Origin of the sequence: Methylobacterium sp. PvP105 (assembly GCF_017876975.1) — a bacterium.
GTDB lineage: Bacteria > Pseudomonadota > Alphaproteobacteria > Rhizobiales > Beijerinckiaceae > Methylobacterium > Methylobacterium radiotolerans.
Genome location: NZ_JAGIPA010000001.1, coordinates 6,271,820 through 6,296,768 on the forward strand (window position 1 = coordinate 6,271,820; position 24,949 = coordinate 6,296,768).

The following is a 24,949-nucleotide window of genomic DNA, read 5'->3' on the forward strand; positions in this document are numbered from 1 at the left end:
GTCTCAGGGGCCGTCCCACCGCATCGGCGGGACGCGCTTTGGCGGAGGCCGGCCCCCGGGCGCGGGGAGGATCGGCGCCGCAGACCCGGGGCCGCGTCGGCGCGGCCGGGTCCCGCGGCCGATCTCTCACCGCTGGGGCGGCGCCGGTTCGGACGAGGCGTCGGCCACGGCCGCCCTCTGGGGGGCGACCTTCGCGCCCGGTATCGCCCGCTGGATGCCGTCCGTGACGACCCAGTCGCCGGGCGCGAGCCCCGTCTCGATCACCCGGTAGCGCCCGTCCCGGGGGCCGAGCGTCACCACCCGCTGGGAAACGACATCGTCGGCCCCGACCGTGAGCACGTAGCTGCCCTGCTGGTTCGTCCCGATGGCGTCGTCGCGGACCAGCAGGGCCTTATCCTGGCGTCCGACCGGGATCCGGACCCGCACGAACAGGCCCGGGAGGAGCGCGTGGTCGCCGTTCTCGATGAGCGCCCGGGCCATCAGCGTGCCGGTGGACGGGTCGACCTGCGGCGCGAGGTAGTCGAGCTTGCCGGTATGGGGATAGCCGGTCTCGGTCTGCAGGCCGATCTCCACCGGGATCTTGGACAGGTCGCCCAGCGTCCGCTGCGTCGCGAGCAGGTGCTGCTTGACCAGCAGAACCTGCTGCTCGCTGACGTTGAAGTAGACGTAGAGCGGATCGATGCGCACGAGCTGCGCCAGCTTGGTCGGCCCGCTGATGCCGACGAGCGCCCCGACATCCACGAGGTGGTTGGTGACCACGCCGTCGAAGGGCGCCGAGACCTGCGTGTAGCCGAGATTGATGGTGGCGATGTCGAGATTGGCCTGCGCCTCCATGAGGGCGGCGCTGGCTTGGTCCAGCTTGGTCTTCGCGTCCTCGACGCGCGCCTGCGAGGCGAATTCCTGCCGGCCCAGCGTGGACTGGCGCTGATACTCGGACTGGGCGTTCGCCAGGGTGGCCTGCTGCGCCGCCAGGGCGCCCTGCGCCTGCTTGAGCTGCGCCTCGTAGGTGTTGCGCTGGATGGAGAAGAGCGGCGCGCCCTTCTTCACGACGGCGCCGTCCCTGTAGGTGATCGCCTCCAGGAAGCCCTGGACCCGCGCCTCGAGTTCGACGGCCGCGAAGGCCTTGGTGTTGCCGGTGAGCTCGAAGTAGCGCGTCACCGTGCGCATGGCCGGCTGCGCGACCGAGACGGTGGGCGGCGGCGGCGGGACGTACTGGTTCGAATCGTGGCAGCCGGCGGCGAGTCCCGCGATGGCGGCCAGGACGAGGAGACGGAGGGATCCGGGGAGCTGAAACACGATCGGCACGGTCGACCCTCAACCTGAGAGCGTTACGGGACGGTCTTCGGCCTCGGTCCAGCCGCGGCTACTGGCCGTCCTCGGCCTTGGCTTCCCGGGCGAGGGTCAGGCACTCCAGCAGATCGACGTAGCTGGGCAGGCCGTCGAGCTGGGCTTCCGCCGCGCAGCGCGTCCGGTCGACCGCCGGGAAGCTGGACCACTTCTTGGCCACCTCGGCGCGGGCCGATCCCTCGTCCTGGAGGCAGAGTTTCTGCCGACCGACATCGAGGGTCATCTCCTGCGTCGCCGCCCGGCAGCTGCCACGAACGTCGAAGACCGGCATCTTGTCCGAGGCCGGCGTCGTCAACGCCAGCTCCAACAGCAGGGCGGGGACAGCAAACATCATGATCGGCACACCCGCGCGTCGCCTCGACCGGGTAGCCCGGTCGATCCGTGTTTTGGCAGCCCCGAACGGTTGCCGTGCCCTGCGGCAATACAGGTTCGATACGCAAGACCGACTCGATTCGGTTGCCTATCCTGTATCGATAGCATAGCTCGCCGCCGAGTTGTCGCAACAAAAATTGTTATCAACCAGGGCATACTACCTAACATGGCCGGCGACCGGCATATCGGCGAGGCGATATCTGCGATATCCACCGGATACGTAAGATCGATAGAGAGAAAAGGTTATTATATAAAGTATAAGCGTGTTCCCGGGCGCTGGATCGGTTCAGCGTGCGCGCGGGGCGACTGTACAATCGTTCGGGCCGCGCCCGCCGTCGTCGGCGTGTCGTCGGCGTGTCGTCGGCGTGTCGTCGGCCGGCGCCGGGCCTGCGCTGACGAAGAAGCCCCCGGTGCGGCCGACGACGAGGGCCTCGGGCTTGAGCGCGCCCATCCTGTCGGCGAGGGCTCCGCCTCCGGCGCGGAGCGGGCGGGCTCGCGTCCGCGGCCCGGCGCCCGGGCCGTTCGGGTGAGCGTTCGCCGGGCGCCGGCGCGGCCGGCTCGGGGAGGATCGTCCGGGCGCGCGCGGTGCGCCTTGCCCGGCCGGGGCGCCCGCCTCACTGTGCGCGCGCCCGCTTCCGCGGCCGCAGACCCGACGGCGCCGCTTCACGGGAAGACCGGAAGGGAGAGACATGAATCTGCTGAAGCGGCTGTTCGGACGCGCCGATGCGGCACCGGCGGCGGAGGCGCCGCCGGACGAGCCGCTTCTCGTCAACGCCTACGCGACCGTGCGCGACCTGCCCGCGCTGGCCTTCCCCCACGAGCCGAACGGGCGTCGGGACCTGTCCGACCCCGCCTTGCAGCCGCATCTCGACGGGTTCATCGGCTACGTCATGGGACGGGGCGACGGCCAGATGACCGCCCTGCGCTACCACCTGTGGCGCCACCTGCAGCGCGTCCGCAACCACGTCAGCTTCGCGGTCGCCGCGCCCGATCTGCCGCGCGTCGAGGCCTGGGCGCTCGCGGCGAACGCCGTCCTCTTCCTGCCGGACGGCTCGGTGCGCGCGCCCGACATGGCGCTCCTCATGTCGGCCGCGGGTGAGACGGATCCCGCGGCGCGCCTGCCCTATCCGCCCGACGCCGTCGCGCGCCGCGCCCGGACCCTGGAGCGGCTGGGGAACCTGGACCCGAAGCCGCCGGCCGGCATGCCCCCCGCGCTCGGCGAGGCGGAGTTGGCACTTCGACCACCGGCGGAGGTGCTCCGGCGGGCTCTGGCACTGCTCTACATCGCCGCCTGGGGGCAGGCCTTCGGCGCCGGCACGACGCTGATCGCGCCGGGACATAGGGCGCTGAATCCCACCGGCTTCGCTTCCCTGTCGCCGGCCGAGCGCGCCCGGATCGAGGCGGCGGACCCCAGGGACGCCGCGGCGGCGTCCTGGCGCTACGAGGCCGCGAACACCCTGCTGTGGACGCTCGGCGCGAGCGCGGCCCGGATCGCCGACAGCGACGCCGCGGCCGACGTGGACGCGCTCTGGCGGGCAGTCGCGCCGCTCGCGCAGGACGCGGGCGCGGCGGATGTCGCGCGCCTGCGGCCGCCCGGCGAGATCCTGGAGGCGCTGGACCGCGCGTGGCGGGAGCACTGGGTCGTCCGGCAGGCGCGGCAGAAGGGAGTGGCCCCCGCGGGGCTCAACGGCGACGTCGTGGCGGAGCGTCACGTCGCGCTGAACTGGCTGACCGGCTTCCAGAACGACCGCGACACGCCGTGGGACGCGATCGACACGCCGACGTGACCGCACCTCGGCTCAGCGGAGACCGTCGAAGTAGTCGAAGAACACGCGGTCCGGATCGTGCTTGTCGCGCAGCGCGCACAGCCTCTGCCACTTCTCGGGCGTGAACGCCTGGGCGACGATCTCGGGCTGCTCGACCGTGTCGGTCTCGCCGATGTAGTAGCCGATGTTGAACGGCTTCAGCGCGGCGATCACCGCCTGATGCCACGCGGCGTTGGCCTGGTCGTCGTCCGCCTCGCGCCACATGGTCCAGGGGCCGCCATAGACCTTCGAGGTCATGGAGCGGGCCATGTCCCGCTGCGGCCCCGGGACGTCGGGCCCGCAGAAGATCGTCGACAGGAACACCGAGGTCGCCGAAGGCGCGCTCCGCCACAGCGGCAGGATGGCGGCCATCAGCGCGCCGGGGCAGTGATTGGAGTAGGTGGCCTCGACCCGGGAGCGCACGCCCTCCGGGAAGAGCGCGCCGGACGCGTCGAAGAGCTGCTCGAAGTCGAGGGGCGTCGCCCGCGCGCGCGACAGGGGCGCGACCGGTGCGCCGTCCAGCGGCGCCAGCGCGCGCCGCGCCGCCTCCGGTGTGTCCTCGAAGGCGGTGGCGGTGACCATGCAGACCCAGCCGTTCTGGGCCGCCGCCTGCGCGGCCAGCGCGGGCGGCGCCTTGACGAGGAACTGGGTCAGCTCGACGCTCGGCGCGATCGTCGGCGCCGCCTCGCCGAGCCACCTGCCGATGGCCGGCGCGTCCTCGAGGCGATAGAAGTACTCGCTCCCGTGAATGGCTTTCGGCAGCGCGTGGAGCTTGAGGAAATACTTCGTGACGATCCCGAAGAAGCCCGGGCCTGCGCCGCGCGCGGCCCAGAAGAAGTCCGGGTTCTCGGTCTCGCTGGCCCGGATCAAGTCGCCCTGGGCGGTGACGAGCTCGATCGCCTCGAGGCTCTCGGTCCCGTAGCCCCAGACCGTGGGGTTCCAGGCCATGCCGCCGCCGAGGAAGTAGCCGCTGGCCTTGACCTGAGGACAGTGGCCGGTCGGGAAGGCGAGGCCGTGGCCGTTGAGCGCCTTCTGGATGTCGCGGTTGCTGAGAATGGGCTGGATGACGGCCCGGCGCTGCGCGACGTCGATCGCCAGGATCTTGTCGAGGCTCCCGAGGTCGATCAGGATCCCGCCGTTGCGCAGGGTCGGCTGGCACCAATTGTGGCCGCCGCCGCGGACGACCACCTTGAGGCCGTGCGCGCGGGCGAACGTCACCGTGGCGACGATGTCGTCCTCGTCGGCCGCCTTGACGATCATCTGCGGTGCCCGGTCCGGGATCAGTCTGTTCCACAGGTTCCCGTGAAGGGCGTCCCGGAACTGCGGGTCGCCCGCGTCGATGACCGGGCCTCTGCAGACCGTCCTCAGGCTCTCAGCATTCATGTCCAGGCACTGCGCGGGCGGGGAGACCCGCTCGGGCGAGGGGGCCTGAGCGGGCGGAACAGGACGGCCGATCTCGCGATCCGGCCCTCAGTAGGGGACGCGGTCCGCTTTCTGCGCGTACTTCTTCCAGACCTCGACGGCCTCCTCGCGCATGATCTGCTGGGTCGGGATGGAGCGCTCGCCGACATCCTTCTTGAGTTCGGCGTAGATCATGCTGTCGTCGAAGCCGCCGTACTCCAGCGCGTCTTCGACCTGCGCCGCGTAGTAGACGTTCTTGACGCCGGCCCAGTAGGCGGCCGCCATGCACATCGGGCAGGGTTCGGCGCTGGTGTAGAGCGTCGCGTTCCGGAGCTTGAAGCTGCCCTGCGCCTTGCAGGCCTTCCGGATGGCCTCGATCTCGCCGTGCCAGGTCGGGTCGTTCTCGGCGACGACGCGGTTGGCGCCCTCGGCGATGATCTCGCCGTCCTGGACGATCACGCAGCCGAACACGCCGCCGGCGCTGTCGACCAGTGACGTCTTCTCCGACAGGGCGATCGCCCGGGCCATGAACTTCTCGTGGTTGTCAGACATTGGAACCTCTGTCGTCGCGAAACGGGTCGGCTGATCGAGACTGTGAACCGCGGAGACTTGCTTATCGAGGGGCGATCCCGTTTGTTGTGTCGAACCGCACTAGACTTCAAGGCGTGCTTAACGACTCGGGATCGGCCGGCCGACATTGCCGTCGGGTTGAGCAACGTCGCCGCGCGGTACGGCCGAGCGGTGTCGGCCGCGACGGGCACGCGACCGCCGTCGATCTGCGCGGGCAGGATCGGCGACGGGGCGTGGCGCGGTGCGGGACGTCCGGCTGAGACCGTGCGTCCCGCGAAGCGCATGTTCGTCAGCCAATAACGCGCGGCTACGATGTCTCTGTCGACAGGATAGACAGGGTCGACGGAGCCCCGTCAACGCTTCCGGACAATCGATCGCGGTGGAATTGTAAATGTCCAAGAATGCAATAGAGCGGCCGTGAATAGCTGATCAATGTTGCCGGCAGGCCGATCCGGGCAGCACATCCGGCGCGTTGCGGCCGCGGCCGCGGCCCTCGATCGGGGCGGCGGCGCCCCGGCTGAGACGGACGGACAAGAAATAATCCGTCCCGTCACGGCCGGGCAATCCCGCCTCAGGGCACCGCGATCCGGGTCGGAGGGGGCGGCGCCGCCGCGCGGGGCGACGGCGCGACCGATCCGGGACCTCCAGGCTTCGCGGGGCGATCTTCCAGTCGCTGGTGCCGGCCCGGATCGCGGGTCGTCCCGGAATCGGGCGATCAGGCGGCCGGACGCTCCGCGAGGACGTCGCGGATGGCGCCCCTGACGTGCCCGAGGGCGTCCGCCTCGTCCGAGCCGCCGGTCACGGCGGCCTCGAGGGTCCGGCACGCCGCCGCCAGGCGCGTGTAGCCGAGGCTGCCCGCCATGGCGATCAGGGCGTGCGCCTCCTGGGCGATCGTCGGGCGCGGGGTTCCGGGCGGGAACGCCGCCTCGAGGCGCGCCCGCAGGTCGCCGGTCAGGCGCGCGACCTCGGCCGCGCCGATCGCGTCGCGGAGGCGCTCGACCCGCGCCGCGTCGCGGACAGGTTCCGGATCGGGCGCCGGGCGCGCGGCCGGAGCCGCCGCAAGGCCGGCCGCCGCGGCCGACAGCCCGGCCGGCGTGAGGCTGACCGCCAGCCCGCCTCCGGCCGGCACGCAGGCGGCCAGTTCCTGCTCCGTCAGGGCCAGGATCGCCGCCATGGCGGCGCTGCGGACCAGCCCGGCCGCCAGGATGGGCGCCGGCGCCTCGGCGGCCGACAGGGGCAGGCTGCGGGCGCCGACGTGGAGCCAGCTGAGCAGCCGGCAGGCCGGATCGTCCGAATCCCGAACCGCGGCGGCGAGTCCCGCGCGGCGCTCGGCGAAGGCGCGGCAGGTCTGCGCCAGCGCCGTCCAGGCGGCCGGATCGTCCACCCGGAACGTCGCGTCGCAGGCGTGGCCGAGACGTCCGGTCAGATCGACGGTGGGGAGCAGGTGGCCCGGGCTTCCCGGCGGCAGCGCCCGGCTCTGCGCGAGACCCTCCGCCGCGCCGATCAGGATGAGATCGGCCTCCGCCACGGGGGCGAGGCGGAAGGCGTGGCCCACCGCGGCGGCCGCCTCGGCGCCGAGATCCGGGTACAGGGCGGCGCGCGGGCGCCCCGGGAGGCCGCGCCGCCGCCACAGCGCCTCGGCCGGCGCCTCGTCGGCGGGCCTCGGCGACGGGTCCGGTGCGACGCCCGCGGGCCCGTCCGACGCCGCGTCCGGCGCCGCGTCGGGCGCGCGCAGGCGGTCGAGCGTCGCGTACAGCAGGTCGGGCTCGACCGGCTTGACCAGGATCGCGTCGAACAGCGCGTCGGCGCCCCGGCGCGACGCCAGGCCGTGCCGGTCGGCCGTGATCCCGACGAGGCGGACGCGCCCCTGCGCGCCGACGATCTCGCGCATCAGCCGCGCGAGAGCGTACCCGTCCATCTCGGGCAGGTGGTAGTCGATGAGCACGACGGCGTGGCGGCGCTCGCTCAGGAGCCGCAGGCCCAGAAACCCGTCGGCCGCGCAGTCGAACGCGTCGCCGCGCGCCGCCAGCAGGGCGCCGATCAGGTCGCGCGAGCCGGGATCGTCCTCGACCAGCAGGATACGGTCGGTCATGCGATCCTCACGGGCGGATCCCGGTCCGGGCGACCGGGCCGCGGAGCGCCTCGGGTGGCAGGTCGGCGCCGCTCGCCTCGGCCTGGATGGAGGGCGGTGCGCCGATCGAGGCCTGCCGCAGCGCGGCCGGACCCGCGTCCTGGGGCCCGCGCCCGCCGTCCGGCGCCTCGGCGACGCCCAGGTAGCGCCGGCCCGGCGGCGGGGCGGTCGCGGCGACCGCGGCCCGGGCGACCGGGGCGGGATCCCGCGCCGCGGCCGGAATACGGCCCGCGGTGCGGGGCCGCGCCGCGGGGACGGGCCGCGCCGCCGACGGGCCCGCGACGGGCGTTCCCGCGTGGCGTGGCACGAGCGTGATCTGCGTGATCGCGGCGGCCATCGCCTCGAGGGTGATGTCGTCGCGGCAGAGCCGGATCCGCAGGGACACCGGGCCGGATCGCCCGGAGGCCGGGTCGAGATCGGGGGCGGCGGCGATCCACTGCCAGGCGTAGAGGCAGCGGGCGCCCCCCGCCGCCCGGCCGACCGCGAGTCCGTAGGGCCCGTAGGCGTTGGCGGCGGGCCGGGTCACGACCTGCATCGCCGTTCCGGGGAAGGCCGCGGCGAGCTCGGCGCGGATGCCGGTCTCGGTCGGCCGGCCGCCGGCGGGGCTCGCCTCCCCGGCCGCGCTGCCGCGGGGCATGCGCAGCAGGATGCCGTTCTCGCCCCCCGCGCCGCGGGGCGCGGGGCTCAGCGACACGGCCTGCTCGAAGGCGTCGGCGCCGTCGTGCTCCCGCAGTCGCACCGGCCGGCCCGCCCAGTCCGGCAGGACGGCCATCGGCGTGGCGGGACGGCCGGGATCGGCCGAGGCCGGCAGCCGCCCGTCCGCGATCGCGTCCAGGCTGGCGTAGCGCGGGGTTCCGGCGACGGAGCGCGCCGCGTCCCGGGCCGTGCAGGCGCCGAGGAGGAGGGCGGTCAGCGCCAGGGCGCGGAGGGGGCGGACAGGGAACGTCACGGCGTCGTCTCTCGCACGGTCTGGTTACGCATCGCTTGCCGCGCGCCGAGGGCGCCCGTGGTCGCCGGCGCCTCCCGGTCCGCGGGGCCGCCCGGCTCCGTTCCGGCCCGCGCGGCCTGCTCTTCGGCCCAGAGGGTCCCCCGCGGCGCCGGGCTGTCGGCGGCGCTCGGCTGGCTCGCCTGCTCGCCGCCGTTCCAGGCCGGCAGGAGCGCGAAGCCGTAGCGCTCGTAGGGCATCGGCCCGACGCCCGGCACGCGGCGGGCGACCGTGGGCGCGCGGCCGCGCGGCCGCGCCGACCAGCGCGCCTCGGTGACCGGGCTCCCGGTCGGCGCGGCGCGCAGGTCGTTCTCCATGAGCACCGCCACCGGGAAGTCGCTGCGCCGGATCGCCGGCGGCGCCGGCGTCCGGCCGGCGGCGATCTCGTCGGGCGGCGGCACGCGGCCGCGCGCGGCCGGGCCGGTGACCGCGGCGAGTTCGAGATAGCCGGCGCTCGCCGCGGGCTCGGCCCTGGCGGTCCGGGACTCCGGCGCCTCGCAGGGCATCGGCCGGGCCGCGGCGCTCTGGAACAGCAGGTCGACCACCCGCGGGAACAGCCCGTCGTAGCGGTTCACGACCTCCAGGAAGGTGCGCTCCTGGCGCGTCCGGCGCAGCGACAGGGCGTAGCCGTAGACCGTCGCCTCCTTGGGGTACCAAGCCACGGCGCGCCGGAACCAGCCCAGGGCCGTGTCGAACTGGCAGCGGTTGTAGGCGTACCAGCCGAGGGCCTGCGCGCCCTCGCCCGAGGCCGTCGCCAGGGTGACCTCGGCGTAGCGCCTGAGCCGTTCCGGCTCGATGGCGGGCGGGTCCGCCCGGGTCAGATCCGTCTCCAGCAGGTCGATGAACAGGAGGCTGTTGTTCACGAGCGGCGCCCGCCACGCGTAGGCGACGTCCTCCGCGTCGCGCCGCCGGCCGAGGAGACGGAGGGTGTGGGCGAGGCCGTGCGCCACCATGGCGTCGCCGCCCCGCGCGACGGCGCGCTTGAACCACGCGAGGGCCGTCGGCAGGTCGCGCCGCTTGAACGCCAGCCACGCGACGAGGGCGGCCTGGTCGGGATCGTGCGCGGCCTCCGCGTAGGCCTCGAACGCCGCGAGGTCGTGGGCCGAGACCGCTTGCCCGGCCTCGTCGTGGAGCACGGCGCCGATCCGGCCGCGGATGAGGTCGACGCGGATCGCGTCCAGGTCCCGGGCCTCGCCGAGGGCGGCCAGCCGGTCGACATCGGCCATCGGCAGGATCTGCATCGCCCGCAGCAGGCTGACCCGCCGCTCCTCGGGCCCGAACCGGCCGCCGGTGAGCGCGCCGCGCAGCAGGTCGTAGGCCTTCTCGGGCCGCTCGGTCCGGCCGTAGGCCTCGGCGACGGCCCAGACCACCTCGGCGTCGGCCGCGGCGATGTCGGCGGCGCGGCCGGCGGCGAGGGTCGCGAGGTCGGGCCAGCGGCCCGCCCTGGCGAGGGACAGGCAGGATTCGCGCAGCGCGCGCGCGGACAGGGCGGACTGCAGCGCCGGGGAGGGCGTCCAACCCGGCTCGGCCCGGGCGCGGGCGGCGAGCGCGGCGGCGAGATCGGCGTCGCGGCCGGCGCCGAGCAGGTCCCAGAGGCCGTCCTCGTCCTCGCCGCCGGCGCGCGCGGTCCAGAGATCGGCCGGCGGCTGCCAGCCGGGATGGCGCCGCCGCAGCCGCTCCGTCTCGGCCTCCACCCGCGCGCGCTGGTGCTGGCTCGCGTAGTAGCGCAGGGCGGTCTCGTCCGGCCTGGCGGCGGGCCCGGCGGTCGCGCCGGCGGCGGCGGCCGGAGCGGCGGCCAGCAGGGCGGCGAGGATCAGCGCGGTGCGCATGCCGGGTACCGCGCGTTCAGGGCCGCCAGGGCCAGCAGCTGCAGGGTAACGGGGTAGTAGTTCTCGCTCTCGGCGCGGACGCGCGTCAGGGCCGCCGGGAACGGCGCACCGCGGCTCGCGCAGGCGGCCAGCGCCGGGATGGCGGCGTAGCCGGTCTCGGTCAGCCGCGCGGCGACCCGTCCGGTCCCGGTCTCGACCAGCGCCAGCCCGGCCTCGGGCTTCTGCCACAGGGCGAGGAACGGCGCGTAGAGATCCGGCTCGGTGATGCCCGCCATGGCGAGGTAGAGCGGGATCCGCAGCGCGTTGTAGCCGAACTCCGCCGGGAACCCGTCGGCGGGGCGGGGCGCGGCCCCGGACAGCGAGATCCACTCCACGGGCAGCCGCTGCGACCCGAAGCGGGCGGCCGCGATCAGCCGGCGCCCGCTGCGCGCGAGCGCCCGCCAGTCGAACTCGGGCGCGAGCAGGCCGACCCGGTCGAGGGCCGGGAAGACCCAGTAGGAGAGGTTCACCACCGGGCCGTCCGCCCGATCCTCGGCCGAGAACCCCGCCACCGCCGGCAGGATCAGCGGACCCTGCGGCGCGCGCGGCAGGAGCAGCTTGCGCCCGAGCTCGACGGCGATCCGGCGGCCGGCGACCTGATGCTCGGGCTCGTGCCACGCCTCGGCGGCCTCGGTGAGCGCCCAGGCGACGAGCAGGTCGCCGTCCGAGGCGTCGTTCATGTCGGCCACGGCGGGGCGCTTGTCCGGCTCCCACCGCCACGCGATCAGCTGGTCGTCGCGGACCATCAGGTTCGCCCGGGTCCAGGTCCAGATCCGCTCGAAGGCCTCGCGGTCGCCCGCCGCCACCGCGAGCAGCATCCCGTAGCCCTGGCCCTCGCTGTGGCTGATGCCGCCGTTGGCGGTGTCGACCACGCGGCCCTGCTCGCTGACGAACCGGGCCTTGTAGGCCCGCCACGCCTCGGCGTTCCGGAGGGTGCCGGCGAGGGGCGGGGCCGAGGCCGTCGCGGCGAGCGCCGGGCGGGCAGCCAGGAGGGTCAGGACGCAGAGGCCGGCGAGGCCGCGCAGGAGGACGCTTATCAGGACGCTCATTCCGGTCTCCGACCGAGGTTGCGCACGAGCAGGTGGGTCGAGCCGGCGAGGCCGCCGGCCAGGAGCAGGCCGGCGAGGCCGAAGAGGCCGGCGTGGAGCGAGAGCCAGCCCGCCGCGACGCGGCGGAGGTTGCCCGGGGCCGGGGCCAGGGTCGCCACGTAGCGGGGCTCGGCCGCCGCCTCGACCGCCACGCCGCCGTCGACGGACGAGAGCGCGGCGAGACGCCCCGCGGGCCGCGTCCAGACCCGCGGATGGACGAGGCAGGCCACCGCCTCGCGCAGGCCCGCCGAACTCGGCGCCGTCACCAGGGTCACCAGATCGTCCGGGGCGGGCCCGGTCACGCCCTGGGCCAGGAGAGCGGCGGCATCCGTCAGGACGGGGGCGGGCGGCCGCGCGCCGGACCGCGTCGCGGCCTCGGCCACGGCGTCGGGCGCGGGGCGCACCAGGGCGCTGCAGGCGGCGAGGCCGTCGGTCCGCAGCACGCGCCGCCGCAGCGCCGGCCCGCTCTCGCGCGCCGGCACGGCGTCCCGCCCGGCCCAGGCGTCGAACACGGCCCGGGGATCGAGGCCGGCGGCGGCCAGCACGGTGCCGTCGAGGGCCGGGGCGGGCGAGACCACCACGGCCGGCCCGGAGATCCCGGCCCGGCCGGCCGCGAACGCGAAGGGCAGCACCCGCCCGGCGGCGAGGCCGAGCCGCGCCGCGAGGGTCGCGGCCGCCGCCATCGTGTCCCGATCGGGATTGGGCACCACGAGGGTCGGGCGCCGGCCGGCCGTCGCGTACGGGAAGGCCTCGGCGACGGTCTCGGCGAGCTCGGGCTGGCGGCCGATCCGCGCGAGCGGCGGGAGGGTCAGGCGGCTCGTGGCGGCCAGGAACAGCCGCTCGGTCGGCACCGCCGCCTCGTCCGGGCAGGCCCGGTCGTCCCCGCGCGGCAGCTCCGCGCGGACCGCGATCCGGTTCTGGCCGGGCCGGAGCAGCCGCAGCGGGAGGACCACCGCGCGCCGGGTCATCGCCTCGCCGCCCGGCCGGCCCAGCGGCGTGCTCGCCGCGGTGGCGCCGTTGATCGCCACGACGATCTGGGCGCCGGGGGCGAGACCGGCCGGATAGGCGGCGTCGAGGTCGAGGATCAGCTTGTCGTAATCGGCCGGCATGAAATCGTGCGGCAGCGCGAGGTCGAAGGCGATCCGGTGGGTGCGGGCGGCGACGTGGGCGTCCGGGATGCCGAGATCCGCGAAGGTCAGGGTCTCGCCCCCGGAGACCGGGCGGCCGCCCGCATCGGCCAGGGCCCGGCGGCCCTGCGGCGTCCCCGGCCGGTCGGCGCGCGCGAGATCCTCGAGCTGCCCCAGGGCCGCGGTCACGTCGGCGTCCTCCGGCCCGGTGACGACCAGGACCGGGCGACGCTCCGCGTTCCGCGGCAGCAGGGCGAGGCGCGGCCCGGTCACGGGGCCGAGCGGCGCCAGATCCAGGCTCGCGGCCAGTTCGGAGACGCGCCCGACCGCGAGCGCCAGCCCGTCGCCGGCCTCGACGGCCGGCGCGAACTCCGCCGCGGGCTGCCGGAAGCCCCCGAGGAGAACCGCGGCCTGCAGGGCGGCGAGCGCCCGCTCCACGGCGCGCGGGCTGAGCTTCCCGCCGGTCTGGAGCAGCCGGATCGGCACCGCTCCGTCGGGGCCGCCGCCGATCGCCGCCAGATCGGCCGGCGCCTGCGGGCCGTCCGTGACCGCGAGGAGGCCGGTCGTCTCGGGGTCGATCTGCGTCCACAGCTCGTAGGTCGCCGGGACCGCGCAGTCGACGCGGTGGCGCTGCGCCACGGCGATGTCGATCCGGTTGAAGCCCCGGGCCAGCGTCCCCGCGGGCAGGTCGAAGGCGAGGCTGCGGAGACCGCGGCTGCCGTCGATCGCGCCGCTGCCGAGGGCGGCGCCGTTGACGCTGAGCGTCAGCCGCGCGGTGTCGGGCAGGATCGAGACCGCGGCCATGTAGCCGACCTGGAAGCGCCCGCCCGCCCGCGCCTCGGCCTCGGTGGCGTAGAAGGCGAAGCTCAGGCGGCCGTTCTCGCCCCAGAGCCGCATGGGTTCGGCGATCGACGGCAGCCGCCGGAGGGTCGGACCGCGCTCGGCGACGACCGGGTCCGCCGCGCCGGCCGCGGTCGGGGGCGGCGCGGCGGGCGCGGCGACCGGCGCCCGCTCGGGCGACGGCAGCGTCAGGACCGGGGCCGCCCCGACCCCCGAGAAGGTCTGGGCCGAGGCGCCGGCGGCGCAGGTCAGGAGGCCGGCCGCGAGGACCGGGCGAAGGCCGTGACGCATCGGGACCTCAGGCGGCGGAGCGGATGGCGGCGGGATCGGCGGGCGCGCGGACGAGCGCGCGGAAGTCGGGGCCGCGGACGATGTCGGCGGCGCGGGCCGGCTCGGGGCGCTCGGCGCCGGCGAGGGCGAAGATCCCCGCGAGCCAGGCGGCCGGGTCGAGGCGCGGCTCGGGAGCGTCCGTGCCGGATGCCGCGGCGGGGGGCTCGGCCGCGGCGAGCCTGGCGACCGCCTGCCTCCACGCCGCTTCCGTCAGCGGCATCGCGACGGAGACGTCCGGCTCGGCCGCCGGGAGCGGGGTCGGCGCCGGCGCGGGCGCGGGCGCGGGCGCGGGCACGGGCACGGGCACGGGCTTGGCCGGCGCCGGCTCGGCGGTCGCCGGGGCGCCGACCGGAGCGGTCACCGCGACGGGCGCCGGCACCGCCGGGGCGGCGGCCGCGGCAGCCCGCTCGGCGACGGGCACGTCGACGACCGGCAGGGGGATCGACGCCGCCTGCGGGATCTCCGCGGGGGCCGCCGGCGCCGGGACGATCGCGGCCGGGACTTCCGGAGCGGCCGCCGGAGCGGCGCCGCGGTCCCGGAGCGCGTAGGTGACGGCCCGGACCGGCTCGGTGATGCCCCAGGCCAGGAAGCGGAGGCTTCCGGAGAGCAGGTCCTTCGGCCGGCGCCGGCCCGACAGGAACGCCTGCAGGGCGGAGACGTCGCCGTAGATCAGCTCGGCCAGCCCGCGGAACAGCGGGGCGCCGGCTTCCGCAGGCGCGACTTCCCACGCGACCTCCCAGGTGTCGCCCGACAGGCCGGCGCGCGGGCGGAAGGCGAGAACGGCGCCGGACCCCTCGGCGAGGACGATCCGGCCCGGGCTCCCGGCCTCGGCCGCGGCCGGCCAGGTCGACCCGTCGCAGCGGCGCAGGCGGCAGCCCTCGGCGGAGGCGCGCTCCACCACGACCTCGAACACGGCGCCGCCGACCGACGCGACGGCGCGCCGGTTCACCGGCAGGCTGTGGCTGCGCTCGGTCTGACGGCGCTCGGCCACGACGCCGAGGGCCGCGCCCGCGATGACGAGGTTGAACAGGCACCAGAGCCCGACGACCAGCATCAGGCTGGTGACGCCCGGCTCGTAGAGGTAGCGCCACGCGGCCGTCGCGCAGCCCGCCGCCAGCGCCCCGAAGATCGCGAAGAACGGCCACGCCAGCCCCGACAGGTGGTCGCGGTCGAGCCCGAGGCCCTTGTTGGTGACGGTGAAGCTCGGCTTGCGGGGCGACAGCACCACCGAGACGATGGAGCGGGCGAGGTAGACCCCCTGCACGTACTCGTAGAGTTCGGAGACCCACGGCCAGCGCACGTGGCCGTAGAGGTAGTTCTGCATCATCATGTTGGCGACCACGTAGGTCGCCGTGTAGACCAGCGCCTCGTCGATCGAGGAGACGAAGATCTTCACGTCGAAGAAGATGTGCAGCAGCGGCGCGAGCATGAAGATCAGGCGCGGCAGCGGGAAGAACCAGAAGGTCATGCTCGACAGGTAGCAGAGCCTCTGGATCGGCTTCAGGCCGCGCTTGAACAGCGGATTCTTCAGGAGCATGATCTGGAACATGCCCTGGCACCAGCGCGCCCGCTGGCCGATGAAGTCGGCGAAGGTCTCGGGCTGGAGGCCGGCGATCAGCGGCCGGTCGACGTAGGCGCTGGTCCAGCCGCGGGCGTGCAGCTCGAAGGCGGTCTCGCAATCCTCCGTGATCGTGACGCCCGAGAACCCGCCGACCGCGTCGAGGGCGCTCCGCCGGAGGAGCGCGGCCGAGCCGCAGAAGAACGAGCCGTTCCACTTGTCGAGGCCGGCCTGCGTGACCCCGTAGAACATCTCGTTCTCGGACGGCATCCGGGTGAAGGTCCGCAGGTTCCGCTCGATCGGGTCCGGGTTGATGAAGACGTGCGGGGTCTGCACCAGGAACAGCTTCGGGTCGCGGGCGAACAGGCCCACGGTCTCCCGCAGGAACGGCCGGAACGGCGCGTGGTCGGCGTCGAGCACCAGAACGAGGTCGGCGCGGGCCTGGGTCAGGCCGTTGTTGAGGTTGCCGGCCTTGGCGTGCGCGTTGCGCGCCCGGGTCAGGTAGCGGACGCCCAGCCCGGCGCAGAGCGCCTGCAGCGCGGCGCGGCGGGCCCGCGCCGCGCCGGCCCTGGCGGGGTCCGGGTCGGCGCATTTCTGGTCCGTGCCGCCGTCGTCCAGCAGCCAGACGGTGGCGCGGCCGGCCGGGTAGTCGAGGTTGCGCGCCGCCGCCAGCGTGAGGCCCAGGATCTCGGCGGATTCGTTGTAGGACGGAATGAAGATGTCGACGGTGGGAAGGTCCGCCTCGGGCAGGACCGGCGCGGCGCCGCGGGCCAGCGGCGCGACGTTGATGATCAGGCTGACCGTGAGGATCAGCACGCAGTAGAGTTCCGCCAGCGCCAGCACGACGCCGAGCCCGAAGCTGACGGGATCGTCGAGGGTCGGCAGCGTGCCGGTCACCCGCCAGTAGGCGTAACGGATGACCACGGCCGTGCCGAGCGCCAGGAAGGCCATCCGGGCGAGGCCCCGGCGGGGGAACAGCAGCCAGAGCGCGAGCATCCCGGCTCCGGCGGCGGCGCAGAGCACGCCCTGGGCCGTCAGGCCCACCGGCTGCGTCAGGAAGCCGAGGGCGAGGGCGGCGCAGAGCGCCCAGGTCGCCCACAGGAGGGCCATCAGGAGGCGCGGGCGCGCCGCCGGGGCGGCCGGGATGGCGCCCGTGATGGCGCCCGGGATGGCGGTTGGAAGGGCCTGGGCGGGCGCCGGGCCGCCGAGGGGCGTCGCGCGGGCCATCAGAAGCCCGTCCGCATGTCGAGGGCGGTGTAGAGGCCGCCCTTGCGCACGTGGTCGTGGACGTAGCCGGCCGAGAGGCCGAGCTGCACCGCGCCGATCTGCATGCCGCTCAGATGCGCGCCGACCCGCCACTGCCGGTAGTAGTCGTCCCCGAGGGCGGCGAATTCCGGCCCGACATAGCCGCCCGCCAGCGCCGCGATGCCGAAGCGGACGCGGCCGTAATAGGCGTTGAACGCGGTGCTGTAGGTGCCGGTCGCGTGGAACATCGTGAAGGCGGTCGGCCGGGCGTAGTAGTCGAGCGCCGTCTTCAGGCCGACGCCCGTGCGGGCCACCGTCTCGGTCAGCCCGGATTGCGCGACCTCGTCGCGGCGCACGGCCAGGCCCACGAAGCCGCTGAGCACGCTGTCCGGGCCGACGAGGGCGTAGCCGGCCATCGCGGCGAGGTCGGCCTGCTGGCCGACGGCGCGGGGGGCGCCGGGGCTCTCGGCCCGGTACGATCCGATCAGCCCGTCGACCCGCACGCGGACGCCGCTGGTGAGCAGGTCGCCCGCCGGAGCGGCCGTCACGGTGGCGCTGGCGAACTGCGACCCCTGCGAGGCGATCGCGGCCGAGGTGTCGACGGCGACGATCCAGGCATCCGGGCCGGCCGGCGTCTCGGCCCCGGTATACCAGTCGGCGGCCCGGGCCGCGGGGCATCCCGCCGCGGCCAGGGCCGCGGCCCACCCGATGAGGCTGCGATGCATGTCGATACGCTACGTGACTTGCGGGACACCGACAGAATCCGGCCTCTATCCCTAACCACCCCTTTCCGCGACGCGGACAATACAGAGCGAAGAAGGACTAGGCCGCTATTAGGCGGTTTCCTCGCAGTCGATCCAGTAGACGCCGCAAGATCTCGCCGGGACCGCGCAGCACCCGCAGGCATTCCTCCGCGGCCCGGCGATGCCCACAGGCTGTGGACGGGCCGGCCGGGACTAGGCCGGCCGGCCTAGTCCGGCGAGGATCCGCGGGCCGGTGGCCGCCGCGGCCGCCCGGTTGGCGACGCCGAGGGTGCGCAGGAGGGCGGCGACGTGCACCTTCACGGTGCCCTCGCCGAGATCGAGTTCCCGGGCGATCTCCTTGTTGGAGCGCCCGGCCACGATGCGTTCGAGCACCTCCCGCTGCCGGCGGGTCAGCGACACCTCGCCGACCGGCGGCGCGGCCGCGCTGGGCGGCGGGTCCGCCATGAAGGGCGGCACGTAGATCGCGCCGTCGAGGATCGCCGAGACCGCCCGCAGCACTTCCGCGGTCCCGAGGGTCTTGGGCACGTAGCCGTGGCTGCCGGCGGCCAGCGCCGTCAGCACGTCGGCCCGGGCGGTGGAGGCCGAGACGATGGCGGCCTTGACCGCCGGGTAGCATTCCCGCACCGCCGCCACGGAGCCCGCGCCCGCCATGCCGGGCATCTGCAGGTCGAACAGCGCCAGGGCGGTCTCGGGCGTCCCCGAGAGGGCGGCCAGCGCCTCGTCCAGGCTCGCCGTCTCGATCACCCGCGCGAAGCCGAGCTGCCGGGACAGCAGCGACGCCATGGCGAGGCGGAAGAACTCGTCGTCGTCGGCCAGGATCGCGACGCGGCCCTCGGCGCCGGCGCCCGGTCGGGTCGTCGTCATCACCGCGCTCCCGAGGCGGTCCGGAGGGACGCGGGGCCGCCGGAGAGCAGCGTCCGGGTCTCCGCGACGGCCGCCACGGCGAGGTCGCGGGCGCGGGCGAGCAGCGCGTCGAAGGTCACGTCGTCGCCGGCCTGTTCCAGGGCCGCGCAGGCCCGGCTGAGCGGCATGAAGCCGAGGAGACCGCTCGCGGCCGCGAGCGCGTGCGCCTCGGCGCGCAGCGTCGCGCGCCCGGCCGCCGTGCCGGCGGTTCCGGGATCCGGGGCCGCGAACGCCTCTCGGGCCCGGCTCTGGAACTGTCCGAGGAGCCGCGCCAGCGTGTCCGGGGCGATCAGCGCCATATTGTCCGCGTAGCGGGCGCGGTCGAGGGTCGGCTCGTCTTCCGGGGCCGCATCGGCGGATTCGCCGGCCGGTTCGCCGGCGGGGTCGCCGAGCCACCGCGCCACGGCGGCGCAGAGTTCCTGGGGCTCGAACGGCTTGCCGAAATGGTCGTCCATCCCGGCCGCCCGGAACGCCTGAACCTGGTCCGGCAGGACGTTGGCGCTCATCGCCACGACGGTCACCCGCGCGGCGGGGCCCGGCAGGCAGCGGATCAGCCGCGTCGCCATCATGCCGTCGAGGCGCGGCATCTGGACGTCCATGAGCACGAGATCGTAGGGCGCCGCCTCGACGGCGCGGACCGCCCCGATACCGTCGGCCGCGACGTCGACGACGTGACCGGCGGCCCTGAGCACGGTGCAGGCCAGCTCGCGGTTGATCTCCACGTCCTCCACCAGGAGGATGCGCCCGGTGCGTCCGGGCCGCGCCGGCGCCGACCGGACGGGGGCCGCGGCGGCCGGCGCCCGCGGCAGGGTCAGGGCGAACCAGAAGGTCGAGCCGCGTCCCTCCGCGGAGACGAGACCCATCGTGCCGCCCATCAGTTCGACCAGCCGCCGGCTGATCGCCAGCCCCAGGCCGGTGCCGCCATACGCGCGGCGGATCGAGCTGTCGGCCTGCGAGAAGCGCTGGAACAGCCGCTCCTGGCGGTCCGGCGCGATCCCGATCCCGGTATCGGTCACGCTGAAGCGGATCGTGTCGCCGCGCGGACCGGCCTCTTCGTGGAACAGGTCGACGGTCACCCGGCCCCGCGGCGTGAACTTCACGGCGTTGTTGAGGAGGTTCAGCAGGATCTGCCGCAGCCGCCCGGGGTCGCACACCAGCCGGTCCGGCGCCGCGGCGTCGATCTGGGCGACCAGATCGAGGCCCTTGGCGCGGGCCGGCGCCTCGACGATGCCCAGGCAGGCATCGACGAGGGGGCGCAGCGCGACCGGTTCGGGGTCGAGGTTGATCGCCCCGGCCTCGACGGACGAGAAGTCCAGGATGTCGTCCACGACGGTGCGGAGGTTCGCCCCCGCGGTCGCGGCGAGTTCCGCGTAGCGCCGGAGATCGCCGTCGAGCCGGCCGGATTCGGCCAGCAGCCCGGCGAAGCCGATCACCGCGTTGAGCGGCGTGCGGATCTCGTGGCTCATCGCCGAGAGGAACTCGGTCTTGGCCGCGTCGGCGCGCTCGGCCTCGGCGCGGGCCGCCTCGGCCGCCGCCTTGGCGGCGATCAGCGCGCGCTCGCCGTCCTTCCGGGCCGTGATGTCGAGGGTCAGGCCGACGATCCGCGCCGCGACGCCGTCGCGGTCGCGATGGGGGCGCCCGATCGCCTGGATCCAGCGGCAGCCGCCGCCCGCGTCCGGCACCCGGAACGCGACGTCGAAGGTCCTGCGCTCGGCCGCGGCCGCCCGCACCGCCCGCAGGGTCGCGGCGCGATCCGCGGGGACGACCCGCCGCATCCCCTCGGCGACGTTCACCACCGCCGGACGGTCCCCCGAGAAGCCGAGGCGGCGCGCGCTGTCGGGCGACAGGATCAGGTCGCGGCTCGCGAGGTCGAGGTCGAACAGGCCCGCGCCCGCCGCCTCCTGGGCCAGGCGCAGGAGCTCGCCCTTCTCGACCAGCGCTTCCCGGGCGCTGACGATCTCGTCGATGTCGAGGGCGGAGCCGAGCCAGCCGATCAGGTCGCTGCCCATGTGCAGGGGCCGGACCACGAACTGGTGCCAGCGGAAGCGGCCGGCCCGGTCGGCGACCCGGCCCTGGATCTCGCTCGACCGGCCCTGCACGCGGGCCTTGGCGTAGGCCCCGGCGATCCGGCCGGCGTCCTCGGGGTGGAACCGGTCCGTGCGGGCCGCGCGGGTGGTGGGGATCGGGCCGCAATAGGCCTCGAAGGCCTGGTTGACGTAGATCGTCTCGCCCGTGTCGGCCCGCTCCATCCAGACGAGCTGCGGCAGCGTGTCGACGAGGGCCCGGTAATGGTCGCGGCTCGTGCGCAGGTTCGCGTAGGTCTGCTCCGGCTCCGAGGCCGCGCGGACCGTGACGACCCGATCCGCCGTGCCGGCGATCGCGCGCACGACCAGCACCGTCGCGACCCAGCCCGGATCACCCCGCATCCGCACGAGCGCCGTGTCGGACCGGCCCGCGCCCGCGGCGTCCGCGAGGGCGCCGGCATCGTCCGGGTGGAGGGCGTCGCGCAGCGGATGCCCGACCAGGCCTTCGGCGCCCGCGCCGAGGATCGACCGGCCCCCCGCGGACGCGAAGGTCACCCGACCCGCACCGTCGAGGCGCAGGATCAGCCCGGCCGCGGCGTCGACGATCTGGCGCAGGGCCTCGGTCTCCGGACCGGGGGCGCCGGGGCGGGCGGGCTGGGCAAGGGGCAGGTCTGCGCTCATCGGCTCCGACACGGGCGGGCGCGGAACTGTGCGCGCGGGCGCAGTGTCGTGGCAGAAGGTTAACCGGCTCTTTACCTTAACCGAGAATGTATTTGTCTCTATTAGGTCGGTGTGGGTGTCTATAGTCGAGATGAAGTCGTCCTGCCCGCGAGGGCACCATGCGTGAGGCCGGCGACCGCCGCGCGGCGCCCCGCTTTCCGGTCACGCTCTCCGCTCGGGTCCGGGACGCGGGGCGCAGCTATCGGGCGGCGATCCTCGACGTCAGCGCGGGCGGCCTGCTCATGGCGATGCCCGACGCGTTCGCGGCCGCGCCCGGAACGGAGCTGGTGATCGACGCGGCGATCCTCGGGACCGTGCGCGCCCGCGTCGTGACGACCAGCGCGCGCGGGGTCCATGTCCAGGTCGACGCGGATGCGGAGGCCTACAGCCTCGCCGTGCAGCGGGTCTCGCGGATCGCGCGATCCTGGTAGCGCCGCGCTCAGGTGTTGAAGTCGAGCAGCCGGGAACTGGCGAAATCGGTGTTGCGGGCGCCGTCGCTGCCGTAGCCGATGGTCCGGCTCTGCGTCCGCTGCATCTGCTGGATGAAGGAGGCCAGCGTCTCGCTGGGGCTGAGGCGCGCGTCGCCCGACGCGGTCGGGTCCTGGGACGCGTCGGGAGTTCCGCTGGTGGCGGAACGCGCCGGTTGCGAGGCCGGTCCATCCGCCGGATCGGCGGTTGCCCCGGCCTCGGGCGCGGTGAGCAGCTGGCGGAGCACGCCGCCCTGGTCGCCGGTGATCCGGCCGGCGGTGATCTGGTTGTCGATCAGGGCGTCGATGCGGTCCCGGATCCGGGCCGGGTCGAGAGCCGGCGCCGCGGGGGCCGTCGCGGCGCTGCTCGACGCCGCCCGGGCCGCCTCGCCCGCCACGACGCCGGTCACCGGTTCGGCGTGCGGGGTGCTGCCGTCGAGAACGCGCGGCGTCAGGGACGTGCTGAGCCCGGCGGGCGGTCCTGACACGGCATTCATTGCGGCACGCACACACCCCAGAGGCCCTACGACAGCCCCCGGGTATGGTCGGTTAGTGTTAAGGCTGCCTTACGGGGCGCCGGCCCGTCCGGCCGGGGCTGCCCGGCCAAGGGTGCCCGACAAGGCTGCCCGGCCAAGGCTGCCCGGCCAGGGCTACCCGGCCAAGCTATCCGGTGAGGACCGTCCGGCCGGGCCCTCGGCGGCGCGCGTCGGGGAACGAACGTCTCCAGCCCGCCTCTTTTTTGTTGTCGCTCCGTCCCAGCGTGGCGGGCGCCGGGCCGGGCTGGAGCCGAAAAATTTCGGCGTTCCAGGACCCGCGCGCGCGAGATAAATATCGTCGAAGACTTTCGGCTAAAAAGACGAGTGCTGTAGAGAACGTATCGTATTTACAAATAATATATTTGTCTTCCGTGTTGAGGTCTTGACTTCGGCAGAGGCTTGTCTGCTGATGCAGGCTTGCAGGGCAGTGCCGCCAGTCAAGTGGTGAACGCTGGATGCAAGATCAATTCTCGGTTGTTTCTCCTCGTGTTTCGCGGAGCGGCAGGTCCCCGCGAGTCTGTCGCCGTCCCGGTGTCTTGGCCCACGAACCCGTCGCCCGGTCCGCCGGAGGTGGAGCCCGTCGGGACCGTCCCGGACCCGCCGGGCGGTGACCAGAGGCGGGGCCGAGGGCCGTCCGCCTCTCCGCACGAACGCGCGCGTGCAGACAGCCGTGCAACGGAAGCGCGTAGGGTCATGAGCGGTGCCACAACGTCCGTCAGCATCGTGACGCAGACGACCATCCGGCCGGAGAGCGCGGACGCCTTCGCCCGATGGCAGACTGACACCAGTGCCGTCGTGGCGGCCTTTCCCGGCTTCATCGAGCAGCAGCTGATCCCGCCGCGCCCGCCGCTGCAGGTGGACTGGGTGATCGTGCAGCGGTTCCACAGCCTGGAGCAGGCCAAGGCCTGGCTGGCCTCCCCCGAGCGGCAGGCCCGCATCCAGGGCGCCACGCCGATGCTCGTCGGCCGCGACGACGTCCACATCGTCAAGGACGACGCCAGCGCGGCCCGGACCTCGCCGGTCAGCGCGGTGATCAGCACCCGCGTGAAGCCCGGCATGGAGGCGGCCTACCTCCGTTGGGAGCAGAAGATCGCGGCCGCGCAGTCGCGGGCGCCCGGCATGCAGGGCTACCGGTTCGAGCCGGCCGTGCCGGGGGTGCAGGAGGACTACGTCGCGATCCTGCGCTTCGACAGCGAGGCGAACCTGCGCACCTGGATGGACTCGCCGGAGCGGCAGGCGCTGGTCGCCGAGGCGGTGCCGATGACCGCGGAATTCCACACCCGGACGGTGCAGAGCGGCTTCGAGCAGTGGTTCCGCAACGTCGCGCCGCCCGGCGGGGTGGCGCCCGCGGCGTGGAAGATGAACATGATCGTCGTGCTGACGCTCTACCCGACCGTGTTCCTGTGGGGCGTCCTGGTCGGCACGCCGATCCTCGCCGGGCTGCTGAAGGTGGATTTCCCGGTCGCCCTGTTCATCGGCAACGTGTTCAGCGTGCTGCTCACCTCCCTGATGGTGCCCTGGACGGCCCGGCGGCTGGACTGGTGGCTGACGCCGGATCCGGCGCGGCGGACCCGGGTCAACCTGCAGGGCGCCGCGCTGCTGACCGCCGCCTACGCGGTCATGATCCTCGTGTTCTGGAAGCTGTTGTGACCGGCGTCGCGCCGGGGCGGTCGCGGTCCGCGGGGCGCCGTTCAGAGGACGGGCCAGGGGAGGCGCGCGCGATGCTCCGGTCGGTGTCCCGGGTGAGCCCGCTCTCGGCTGCGGGGCTGCTGATCCTGGCCTGCGGGACCGGGCTGGCCGGTCCGGCCCGCGCCGAGCCCGAGCCGGCCCCGGCCACCGCCTCAGCCGCGGCGCCGACGCCGGCCGCGGCCCGCACGAGGCGCCAGGAGGCCGGCGTTCCCGTCGCGGCCGCCACCGTGATGGCGGCGCCGCCGCCGTCCGTCTTCGCCTTCTCCGACACTGTGGTGAGCTACCGCTTCCAGGGGCCCTCCGCGGAGCCCGGCCTCCGGGTCCAGCGTCCCGACGGCCAGTTCGTGGGGCGCGAGGTCCCCAAGAACGTGATCAACCTGTTCCACGCCAATTCGTGGGCCTACGGGACGAACCTGCTCTCCCTCGACATCCTCCGGTCCGGATCCCAGGACCCGGCGGGCAATCGGGTCGGCAGGTTCGAGGGCGTCGGCGCCACCGAGTTCTACCTGATCTACCGGGGCGTCCTGAGCCTCAACCAGGTCTTCGACACGCAGGCCCTCGCCGTTCCCGGTATCGTCAAGGATATCGGCCTGTCGTTCGGGGCCGACGTCAACACCAAGGACACGACCTTCGATTCCGAGAAGCGCGCCGGCACCTTCGGGTTGAGCTTCGCCTTCGACGTGCCGGCCGGGTTCGTGAACCTGAAGGTCCAGGGCTACAAGGAATTCTCCCGCAACGGCCTGGCGGGGAACGGTCCCGTACCGGGCAATTCCGGGCGCGATGCCGTACCGGGCTTCGACTACGCGCACTTCCGCAGCGTCGAGTTCAAGATGACGCCGGAATTCGAGATCACCTACACGATCCCGCTGCCGTTCACTGGGCTGCCGCTGTCGCTGGCCGGCTTCAACACGATCGTCCTGCCCAAGGGCCGCTACGGCACGATCAACCAGTACGACACGCAGCTGGAATTCGTCTCGCAGACCAACCTCGTGCTCGATGTCGGGCAGCTGCTCGCCGACACGCCCAACCGGGTCGAGGTCTTCGCCGGCTTCCAGTACTGGCACAACAAGTTCGGCGGCGACCCGCGGCGCACCCTCAACACCGAGGAGAAGGCGCTGATCGCCGGGGTGGCCTACCACCTGAAATGAGACGGCCGGTCGCGGCGCGGGCCGTTCCGCG

At 74.4% G+C, this 24,949-nt stretch carries 19 protein-coding genes; 4 read left to right on the forward strand and 15 right to left on the reverse strand.

Annotation, left to right across the window (positions count from 1 at the left end; translation table 11 throughout):
• Positions 1-126 precede the first annotated feature (126 nt).
• The 3 genes from J3A75_RS30470 to J3A75_RS30480 all read right to left on the reverse strand — a co-directional run bounded on the left by J3A75_RS30470 (position 127) and on the right by J3A75_RS30480 (position 2,170).
• Entirely contained in the window at positions 127-1,305 is a 1,179-nt protein-coding gene (locus J3A75_RS30470; protein WP_071000209.1) for an efflux RND transporter periplasmic adaptor subunit, read from the reverse strand.
• A 58-nt stretch (positions 1,306-1,363) separates the two neighbouring features.
• On the reverse strand, positions 1,364-1,681 hold the full coding sequence (locus tag J3A75_RS30475; protein ID WP_245295833.1) for a hypothetical protein: 318 nt from the start codon (positions 1,679-1,681) through the stop codon (positions 1,364-1,366).
• A gap of 324 nt (positions 1,682-2,005) precedes the next feature.
• Positions 2,006-2,170, reverse strand: coding sequence for a hypothetical protein (locus J3A75_RS30480; protein ID WP_159392773.1), 165 nt, complete (start codon positions 2,168-2,170; stop codon positions 2,006-2,008).
• A 238-nt stretch (positions 2,171-2,408) separates the two neighbouring features.
• Here J3A75_RS30480 and J3A75_RS30485 point away from each other — a divergent pair, with 238 nt between their 5' ends.
• Positions 2,409-3,506, forward strand: a complete 1,098-nt coding sequence (locus J3A75_RS30485; protein WP_083374412.1) for a DUF4272 domain-containing protein — start codon at positions 2,409-2,411, stop codon at positions 3,504-3,506.
• A gap of 12 nt (positions 3,507-3,518) precedes the next feature.
• On the opposite strand, the gene J3A75_RS30490 is transcribed toward J3A75_RS30485, so the two are convergent.
• The 11 genes from J3A75_RS30490 to J3A75_RS30540 all read right to left on the reverse strand — a co-directional run bounded on the left by J3A75_RS30490 (position 3,519) and on the right by J3A75_RS30540 (position 21,039).
• A complete protein-coding gene (locus J3A75_RS30490; RefSeq protein WP_071000210.1) occupies positions 3,519-4,907 on the reverse strand; it encodes an FAD-binding oxidoreductase in 1,389 nt (462 codons plus the stop codon).
• A gap of 87 nt (positions 4,908-4,994) precedes the next feature.
• Positions 4,995-5,477 (reverse strand): nucleoside deaminase, encoded by a 483-nt coding sequence (locus J3A75_RS30495; RefSeq protein WP_012321704.1) that lies wholly within the window; start codon positions 5,475-5,477, stop codon positions 4,995-4,997.
• 733 nt (positions 5,478-6,210) lie between these two features.
• Entirely contained in the window at positions 6,211-7,587 is a 1,377-nt protein-coding gene (locus J3A75_RS30500) for a response regulator (protein ID WP_059408634.1), read from the reverse strand.
• Positions 7,588-7,594: 7 nt separating this feature from the next.
• Positions 7,595-8,575 (reverse strand): cellulose biosynthesis protein BcsN, encoded by a 981-nt coding sequence (gene bcsN, locus J3A75_RS30505; protein ID WP_071000211.1) that lies wholly within the window; start codon positions 8,573-8,575, stop codon positions 7,595-7,597.
• Positions 8,572-10,440, reverse strand: coding sequence for a hypothetical protein (locus J3A75_RS30510; RefSeq protein WP_071000212.1), 1,869 nt, complete (start codon positions 10,438-10,440; stop codon positions 8,572-8,574). The genes bcsN and J3A75_RS30510 overlap by 4 nt, the downstream gene beginning before the upstream one ends.
• On the reverse strand, positions 10,425-11,528 hold the full coding sequence (locus tag J3A75_RS30515; protein ID WP_071000213.1) for a glycosyl hydrolase family 8: 1,104 nt from the start codon (positions 11,526-11,528) through the stop codon (positions 10,425-10,427). Before J3A75_RS30515 ends, J3A75_RS30510 begins: the two co-directional genes overlap by 16 nt.
• A complete protein-coding gene (locus tag J3A75_RS30520) occupies positions 11,525-13,825 on the reverse strand; it encodes a cellulose biosynthesis cyclic di-GMP-binding regulatory protein BcsB (protein ID WP_071000214.1) in 2,301 nt (766 codons plus the stop codon). The genes J3A75_RS30515 and J3A75_RS30520 overlap by 4 nt, the downstream gene beginning before the upstream one ends.
• Before the next feature lie 7 nt (positions 13,826-13,832).
• Positions 13,833-16,649 carry a UDP-forming cellulose synthase catalytic subunit gene (gene bcsA / locus J3A75_RS30525; protein ID WP_071000215.1) on the reverse strand — a complete coding sequence of 939 codons (2,817 nt, stop codon included), beginning with the start codon at positions 16,647-16,649 and terminating at the stop codon, positions 13,833-13,835.
• A complete protein-coding gene (gene bcsS / locus J3A75_RS30530; RefSeq protein WP_012321711.1) occupies positions 16,649-17,392 on the reverse strand; it encodes a cellulose biosynthesis protein BcsS in 744 nt (247 codons plus the stop codon). The genes bcsA and bcsS overlap by 1 nt, the downstream gene beginning before the upstream one ends.
• Before the next feature lie 231 nt (positions 17,393-17,623).
• Complete coding sequence (locus tag J3A75_RS30535; protein ID WP_012321712.1) at positions 17,624-18,295, reverse strand: LuxR C-terminal-related transcriptional regulator; 672 nt, start codon at positions 18,293-18,295, stop codon at positions 17,624-17,626.
• The gene (locus tag J3A75_RS30540) at positions 18,295-21,039 is read right to left on the reverse strand and encodes an ATP-binding protein (RefSeq protein ID WP_209650881.1); all 2,745 of its coding nucleotides are present in this window, start codon (positions 21,037-21,039) and stop codon (positions 18,295-18,297) included. The genes J3A75_RS30535 and J3A75_RS30540 overlap by 1 nt, the downstream gene beginning before the upstream one ends.
• Before the next feature lie 158 nt (positions 21,040-21,197).
• Here J3A75_RS30540 and J3A75_RS30545 point away from each other — a divergent pair, with 158 nt between their 5' ends.
• Complete coding sequence (locus J3A75_RS30545; protein WP_012321714.1) at positions 21,198-21,509, forward strand: PilZ domain-containing protein; 312 nt, start codon at positions 21,198-21,200, stop codon at positions 21,507-21,509.
• An 8-nt stretch (positions 21,510-21,517) separates the two neighbouring features.
• Here the strand turns inward: J3A75_RS30545 and J3A75_RS30550 are convergent, their stop codons facing one another.
• Positions 21,518-22,033, reverse strand: coding sequence for a hypothetical protein (locus tag J3A75_RS30550; protein ID WP_024828571.1), 516 nt, complete (start codon positions 22,031-22,033; stop codon positions 21,518-21,520).
• A 741-nt stretch (positions 22,034-22,774) separates the two neighbouring features.
• On the opposite strand from J3A75_RS30550, the gene J3A75_RS30555 reads away from it, so the two are divergent.
• On the forward strand, positions 22,775-23,731 hold the full coding sequence (locus J3A75_RS30555) for an antibiotic biosynthesis monooxygenase (RefSeq protein WP_071000217.1): 957 nt from the start codon (positions 22,775-22,777) through the stop codon (positions 23,729-23,731).
• Between the two features lie 71 nt (positions 23,732-23,802).
• On the forward strand, positions 23,803-24,918 hold the full coding sequence (locus J3A75_RS30560) for a hypothetical protein (protein ID WP_029361171.1): 1,116 nt from the start codon (positions 23,803-23,805) through the stop codon (positions 24,916-24,918).
• Positions 24,919-24,949: the final 31 nt, after the last annotated feature.

What these genes read in the sequence shown, in the direction of transcription:
- J3A75_RS30490 (WP_071000210.1), bottom strand. Translation starts at nt 4,907, where the DNA reads ATGAATGCTGAGAGCCTGAGGACGGTCTGCAGAGGCCCGGTCATCGAC.
- J3A75_RS30535 (WP_012321712.1), bottom strand. Translation starts at nt 18,295, where the DNA reads ATGACGACGACCCGACCGGGCGCCGGCGCCGAGGGCCGCGTCGCGATC.
- J3A75_RS30560 (WP_029361171.1), top strand. Translation starts at nt 23,803, where the DNA reads ATGCTCCGGTCGGTGTCCCGGGTGAGCCCGCTCTCGGCTGCGGGGCTG.
- J3A75_RS30555 (WP_071000217.1), top strand. Translation starts at nt 22,775, where the DNA reads ATGAGCGGTGCCACAACGTCCGTCAGCATCGTGACGCAGACGACCATC.
- J3A75_RS30520 (WP_071000214.1), bottom strand. Translation starts at nt 13,825, where the DNA reads ATGCGTCACGGCCTTCGCCCGGTCCTCGCGGCCGGCCTCCTGACCTGC.
- J3A75_RS30475 (WP_245295833.1), bottom strand. Translation starts at nt 1,681, where the DNA reads ATGATGTTTGCTGTCCCCGCCCTGCTGTTGGAGCTGGCGTTGACGACG.
- bcsA (WP_071000215.1), bottom strand. Translation starts at nt 16,649, where the DNA reads ATGGCCCGCGCGACGCCCCTCGGCGGCCCGGCGCCCGCCCAGGCCCTT.
- J3A75_RS30495 (WP_012321704.1), bottom strand. Translation starts at nt 5,477, where the DNA reads ATGTCTGACAACCACGAGAAGTTCATGGCCCGGGCGATCGCCCTGTCG.
- J3A75_RS30485 (WP_083374412.1), top strand. Translation starts at nt 2,409, where the DNA reads ATGAATCTGCTGAAGCGGCTGTTCGGACGCGCCGATGCGGCACCGGCG.
- J3A75_RS30500 (WP_059408634.1), bottom strand. Translation starts at nt 7,587, where the DNA reads ATGACCGACCGTATCCTGCTGGTCGAGGACGATCCCGGCTCGCGCGAC.
- J3A75_RS30545 (WP_012321714.1), top strand. Translation starts at nt 21,198, where the DNA reads ATGCGTGAGGCCGGCGACCGCCGCGCGGCGCCCCGCTTTCCGGTCACG.
- J3A75_RS30540 (WP_209650881.1), bottom strand. Translation starts at nt 21,039, where the DNA reads ATGAGCGCAGACCTGCCCCTTGCCCAGCCCGCCCGCCCCGGCGCCCCC.
- J3A75_RS30510 (WP_071000212.1), bottom strand. Translation starts at nt 10,440, where the DNA reads ATGCGCACCGCGCTGATCCTCGCCGCCCTGCTGGCCGCCGCTCCGGCC.
- J3A75_RS30480 (WP_159392773.1), bottom strand. Translation starts at nt 2,170, where the DNA reads ATGGGCGCGCTCAAGCCCGAGGCCCTCGTCGTCGGCCGCACCGGGGGC.
- bcsS (WP_012321711.1), bottom strand. Translation starts at nt 17,392, where the DNA reads ATGCATCGCAGCCTCATCGGGTGGGCCGCGGCCCTGGCCGCGGCGGGA.
- J3A75_RS30515 (WP_071000213.1), bottom strand. Translation starts at nt 11,528, where the DNA reads ATGAGCGTCCTGATAAGCGTCCTCCTGCGCGGCCTCGCCGGCCTCTGC.